The 5,809-nt window shown below is 76.6% G+C and carries 4 protein-coding genes; 3 read left to right on the top strand and 1 reads right to left on the bottom strand.

All coding sequences use genetic code 11. The annotated features are described in order from the left end of the window. On the bottom strand, window positions 1-793 hold a 793-nt coding region (locus tag L1885_RS22270; protein WP_235798946.1), incomplete at its 3' end, for a GMC family oxidoreductase. 601 nt (window positions 794-1,394) lie between these two features. Between L1885_RS22270 and L1885_RS29260 the strand changes: the two genes are divergently transcribed. The 3 genes from L1885_RS29260 to L1885_RS22255 form a co-directional block, all read left to right on the top strand. Then, on the top strand, window positions 1,395-2,726 hold the full coding sequence (locus tag L1885_RS29260) for a cytochrome P450 (protein WP_235798945.1): 1,332 nt from the start codon (window positions 1,395-1,397) through the stop codon (window positions 2,724-2,726). 523 nt (window positions 2,727-3,249) lie between these two features. Further along, window positions 3,250-4,389 (top strand): acyl-CoA dehydrogenase family protein, encoded by a 1,140-nt coding sequence (locus L1885_RS22260; protein WP_235798944.1) that lies wholly within the window; start codon window positions 3,250-3,252, stop codon window positions 4,387-4,389. Window positions 4,390-4,423: 34 nt separating this feature from the next. Beyond that, window positions 4,424-5,809: GNAT family N-acetyltransferase (locus L1885_RS22255; protein ID WP_235798943.1), on the top strand; the 1,386-nt coding region annotated here is incomplete at its 3' end.

The following is a 5,809-nucleotide window of genomic DNA, read 5'->3' as shown; positions in this document are numbered from 1 at the left end:
CGGCCGGGGGCCCCGCGCGCCGCGTGCCGCCGCCGGCCGGACCGGCATCGGCGCCTGCCGGGCCCTCGTACGCGACGCCCGTGCAGCGCGGGGCGGTGTCCGTCTCCTCCAGCAGCAGGCCGCGCACGAGGCAGTCCGTCTCGACGCGCAGGTTGGGCCGGTCGGCGAGGACGGGCCGCAGGTAGGCGTCCGCCGCGTCCTCGCGGGCACCGTCCTCGATCGTGAGGTCGCCCCAGCCGAAGCCGGTCTCCAGGCCGGCGGACAGGTCTCCGGCCCGGGGGTGGCCCGCCTGCACCGCCGCGGAGACGAACGCCTGCGCCACCGGGTGCCGGTCCCGGTGCGCGGCGGGGGCGACCCGCAGCGGGCCCGACGTGCCGCGCAGGGCCGGGTCGCGCCGCCGGACACCCGAGACGTCCTCGGCGCGCTTGAAGTAGGGGAGCAGGTCGTCGTAGCCCCAGCCCTTGACGCCGGCCGCCGCCCAGGCGTCGTAGCTGGAGCGGTGGCCGCGCAGGAAGGTCATCGCGCCGATCGCGGAGGAGCCGCCCAGCACGCGGCCCCGCGGCCAGGACACCCGGATGCCGCCCACGCCCTGCGGCACGGTCGTGTCGTCCCAGTCGGCGGACGAGCCCAGCAGCGTCTCCCACCGCGGGGGCGGCGCGGCCGGCGCCTCGCGCCCACCGGCCTCCAGCAGGAGCACGCGGGTGCCGCGGTCCTCCGACAGCCGCGCCGCGAGGACGCAGCCCGCGGTTCCCCCGCCGACGATGATGAAGTGGTACGTGTCGCGTTCGGGCACCGCGGTTCGACCTCCCGACGAGATCCGTGGCGGCAATGCGGTAACACGGTGGTGCGGTCATCCGTATCGGGGCGCGATGCGGTCATGCGGTGTTCGGGCACGCACATGGGGCCGCAGCGCGGCTCTGTAAGGAGTGCCCAGGAGGGGCGGGGGCACACGCCGACGTCCGCGTTCCATACGCGATATTTCCGGATCCGCGGCCGCGCCGTGCGGTGGTCGCGCCGCTGCGGACGGGGCGGAGGGCGCGCCGCAGGAGGGACACGTTCGGCGCGAGAGGACGGGGACGGCGCGCGGGGGCGGCGGTTCCCGGGCGCTCGGTGCCGGGACGGGCGCTGCGCCCCGGCGCCTCCGAGCGCGCCGGAGCGCGTGAATCGTCGCAGGTGAGCGCGGTGCGAACGGTGGAAGCGGCGCGCGCCCCCGGACGGCCGTGCGAGCTGTGATCCGTCCAGGCAGGACCTTCCGTGCATAACAGATCAAACGCGATGGAGGGGCGAGAACGGACAGGGGCGCGTGGCTAGCCTTGATCTTGATGCGGGGCGCGTGCCCCGTGTCGGGAACGCGGCCCGCCCGGGGCGCGCGAAGAGAGGCAGGAGGGGGGCCGGTGGCTGATGCGGAGTCGCTGCTGTCGTCCGTGTTCGGCCCTGAGGGCCGCGAGGACCCGTATCCGGCGCTGGCCGAACTGCGCCGGACCGATCCCGTCCACTACCACCCGGATCTCGACGCCTACTTCCTGACCCGGTACGCCGACTGCCACGCGGTGCTGACCGGTCCGTCCTTCGCCGTGCCGGACCTCGCGTGGTGTGCGCGCCGGATCCCCGACTGGCGCGACCATCCCGCGGCCCGGTTCTTCTACACGTCGATGCTGCGCAGCAACGGGGCGGACCACGCCCGGCTGCGCCGGCTGGTCGGCGCGGCGCTGGGCCCGCGCCGGATCGGCGCGCTCCGGCCGTTCGTCGCCGAGACCGCGGCGAAACTGCTGGACGCCTTCGAAGCGGCGGCCGCCGCGACGGCGGGTGCTCCCCGCGGGCCCCGCGCCGCCGCGGTCGCCGGCCCGGGCGCGGCCCACGGCACACGCCGGGGGGCCGGTGTCCGCGGCGCCGCGGACGTCGAGGCCGGGGCCGACTTCCCGTCGCTGGTCGGCTACCCCCTGCCGATCGCGGTGGTGAGCCGGCTGATCGGCGTGCCGAGCGGCGACCGGGACCTGTTCCAACGACTCGGCCAGGACGCCGGCCGCCTGCTCGAACCCGTGTGCACGGACGACGACTGGCGCCGTGCGGACGGGGCCGTGGTCGCGCTGCGCACGTACTTCCGGGACCTGCTCGTCCGGCGCGGGCGCGAACCGGCCGACGACCTCGCCTCCGCCCTGCTCGCCGTGCGGGACGCGGACGACGGGCGGCTCGGCGACGACGAGCTGGTGGACACGCTGATCCTGGTGATGCTGGCCGGGTTCGAGACCACCGCGGGCCTCATCGGGCTCGTCGTCCACGCCCTGCTCACCCACCCCGACCAGTGGGAACTGGTCCGGGGACAGCCCGAGTCGGCGGCCCGGGCGGTGGAGGAGGCGCTGCGCTGGGACTCCCCGGTGCGGATGACGGAGCGCGTCGCGCTGCGGCAGGTCGACGTCGGCGGAACGGTGGTTCCGGCGGGCGCCACCGTCACGTGCCTCCTCGCCGCGGGCAACCGGGACCCCGAACGGCACCCCGATCCCGACGCGTTCCGCGTCGAGCGCGAGGACATCAAGGTCCTGAGCTTCGGCGCGGGCCCGCACTTCTGCGCCGGGGCGGTGCTGGCCCGCATGGAGGCCGCGGAAGTGGTGGAACAGGTGGCGAGACGCCTGCCCGGCCTGCGGATCGCGGGCCGGGCGGAGCGGCGCGACTCGATCAGTCTGCGCGCGTTCGAGCGGCTGCCGCTGGCGACGACCGCGGCGGTCTGAGCGGGCGGGGGGCCGGGAGCAGGGGGTCGGGGCCGCCACCGGCCGGTCGCGGCAGCCGAACCCCGAGGGCCGTGCCGGCCCCGGGGGCGCGCGGCGGGGCGGGACGCACAACGCCCGCCCGACCGGCCACGCGTCCCATCCACAAGGCCTGCCGACCGACCACGCCTCCCATCCACAAGGCCCGCCGACCGACCACGCTCCTGATCCGCACGCCCGCCGACCGACAACGCCTCTGATCCGCACGCCCGCCGACCGACAACGCCCACCGATCCACGAGCCGGGACGGTGCCGAGAGCCCCCGGGCGTCCGTCACCACCGCCGGCACCGGCGGCTCCGGCAGCCCGGTCACCGGCGACTCCCGCGGCCCGACGACGCAGGGCCACCGGCACGGCCCGGCCACCGGCGGCCGCGAACGGGCAGGTGTGCCGCCCGGCACCGCCGCCGTCCCGGCGCGTCCGTCCCGCGGGCGCCCGAGCCCGTCGTCCACCGATTCCGACGAACCGCGTCCCGAGAGGCGTTGACCGTGACCTTCCTGGAGATCGAACGCTCCACCGCCGAAGCCTTCCTGCCCGGCCTCGACGCCGCCCTGGCCGCACACCCGCTCGGCGCCCTGGAGAGCGCGCCGAGCCCGGCGATCCCCGCGTTCCGCGCGGCGGGCGGCCCCGCCCTGGTGGTGCCGAAGGACAACGGGGGCCTGGGAGCGGGCCCGTTGGACGCCGTGCGCGTGCAGCGCGCGGTCGGGGCGCGGTGCCCGTCGCTCGCGGTCGCCACCACGATGCACCACTTCTCGGTCGCGGGGCTCGTCCAGACCGCCGCGTACGGCGACGGCATGGAGGGCCTGCTGCTGGAGGCGATCGCCCGGCAGCGCATGCTGCTCGCGTCCGGCTTCGCGGAGGGCAACACCGGCCAGAACATCCTGAAGCCGCACATCACGGCGAGCCGCCGGGCGGACGGCCGGATCGTGCTCAACGGCAGCAAGATGCCGTGCAGCCTGTCGCGTTCGATGGATCTGCTGACCGCGTCGGTGGTGCTGCCCGGCGAGGACGGCGTGGAGCGGCTCGCGGTGGCGGTCGTACCGGCGGGCACGCCCGGGCTGGAGGTACGGCCGTTCTGGGGCACGCCCGTGCTCGCCGGGGCGGAGAGCGACCAGATCGTGCTGACCGACGTCGCACTGGACCCGGAGATGGTGGTGGCCACCGAGGTCACCGCCGACGCGGTGCCGGACTCGCTGAACCTCGCGGGCTTCCTCTGGTTCGAGATCCTGCTCACGGCCGGCTACCTGGGGGTGGCGAGCGCCCTGGTCGAGCGGGTCCTGCGCAAGCCCGGCGGTCCCGCCGACCCGACGCCGTTCCTGGCGGACGTCGAGGCGGCGGCCTCGTCCGTCGAGGCGGTGGCGTACGCGATGGAGGCGCTGGAGCCGGCCCGCTGGACGGACGCCCTGCTGGTCAAGGCCCTGTGCGCGCGGTACGCGGCGCAGGACGCGATCGCCCGTACCACGACGGCGTGCCTGGCGGCCCTCGGCGGGATGGCGTTCATCGCCGACCCGGACGCGGGCTATCTGGCCTCGGCCGCCACCGGCCTGACCTTCCACCCGCCGTCGCGCTCCCGGATGGGCGGCCCGCTGCGGGACTTCCTCGACGGCGCTCCGCTGCGCATCGGCTGACGGGGACGGGGCCGGCATGGAAGGGGAGGACGGCATGCGCGGGACGGACATCGGCGCCGGCGGCGAAGGTGGCGCCGACCGGTCCGGCGCGGGCACGGGCACGTACGGCTCCGGGACCGGCGCGGAGGCGGGCGCGGGCACGCACGGCTCCGGGGCCGGAGCGTACGGGGGCCGGAGCGGTCGGGGATCGGGCGCGCGCGGTTCCTGGCCGGTCCTGCGCGTCGAGGTCGTCCGGAGCGTCGGGGACCTGCCGGACGGGCTGTGGCGGCGGCTCGCACCGCCGCACGACCCGATGGGGGCGCCGGAGGTGTTCGCGGCGGCGGAGCGGGGGCACGTGGGTCCCGACAGCCACGCGTACCTCCTGCTGCAGCGCGACGAACGGGCCGTCGGGATCCTGCCGTTGAGCCTCTTCTCCGGGCTGCGCCTGGACGACGTCGTGGGACCGCGCGAACGCCGCCTGCTCTCGCCCCTGCGGCGGTGGGCGCCCCGGCTGCTGCGGGTGCCGATGCTGTTCTGCGGCAACCTGCTCGGGCAGGGGCACCTGCTGTACGACGGCGTCCCGGACGACGAGGCGGCACGGCTCCTCGTCCGCGCCGCCCTGGACCTCGCCCGCCGCGAGCGGCTCGGCACGGTGGTCTTCAAGGACTTCACGCCCGACGCGCCCGCGGCGCTGACGCGGGCGCTGAGGGACGCCGGCTTCTTCACCGTGCGGAGCCTGCCCGACACCGAACTGGCCCTCGGATACGCGTCGTTCGAGGAGTACGTGGCGGCCCTGCCCGCCAAGCCGCGCCGCAACGCGCGCAGCAACCTGCGCAAGTTCGAGGCAGCCGGGCTGCGGATGGAGGCGGTCGACGACTGGGCGCCGCTCGTCCCGGCGATGCTCGGCCTGTACGGGCAGGTGATGGCCCGCGCCGACCAGACGCTCGACGTGCTCGACGCGGACTTCATGACGGCCCTCGCGGCGCTGACCGCGCCCGGGACACCCCCCGGCCCCGCGCCGCCCGCGGCCCTCGGGACACCCCCCGCCCCCGCGCCGTCCGCCGGGGCCGACAGCCGGCTCGTCGCGTGCTTCCGGGGCGAGCGGCTGGTGGCCTTCCTGCTCTGCCTCTTCGCGGGCGAGGGCGCCGTGGGGGCGCGCATCGGCCTCGACTACGCGATCGCCCACGAGGCGCGCCTGTACCACGCGGTGCACCACGAGGCGATCCGGCTGGCTCTCGCACGCGGCTGCCGGCACATCCGGTTCGCGCAGACGGCGTACGTGCCGAAGCTCGAACTGGGCTGCGCGCTCGTCGAGCAGACCTACGCCCTCACCCATGTGCGGCCGCTGCGGCGGGCGTTGCTGCGCCGCCTCCTGCCGCCCGCGCTGGAACGGGCCCGGGCGCAGGCGCTGAGCGGCGCGCACGAGGCGCGGCCCGCGCCG

This window comes from Streptomyces fuscigenes (assembly GCF_021556455.1).
GTDB lineage: Bacteria > Actinomycetota > Actinomycetes > Streptomycetales > Streptomycetaceae > Streptomyces > Streptomyces fuscigenes.
The sequence above is the reverse complement of the archived record's forward strand: the minus strand, read 5'-3'. Positions and strand labels throughout refer to the sequence as shown.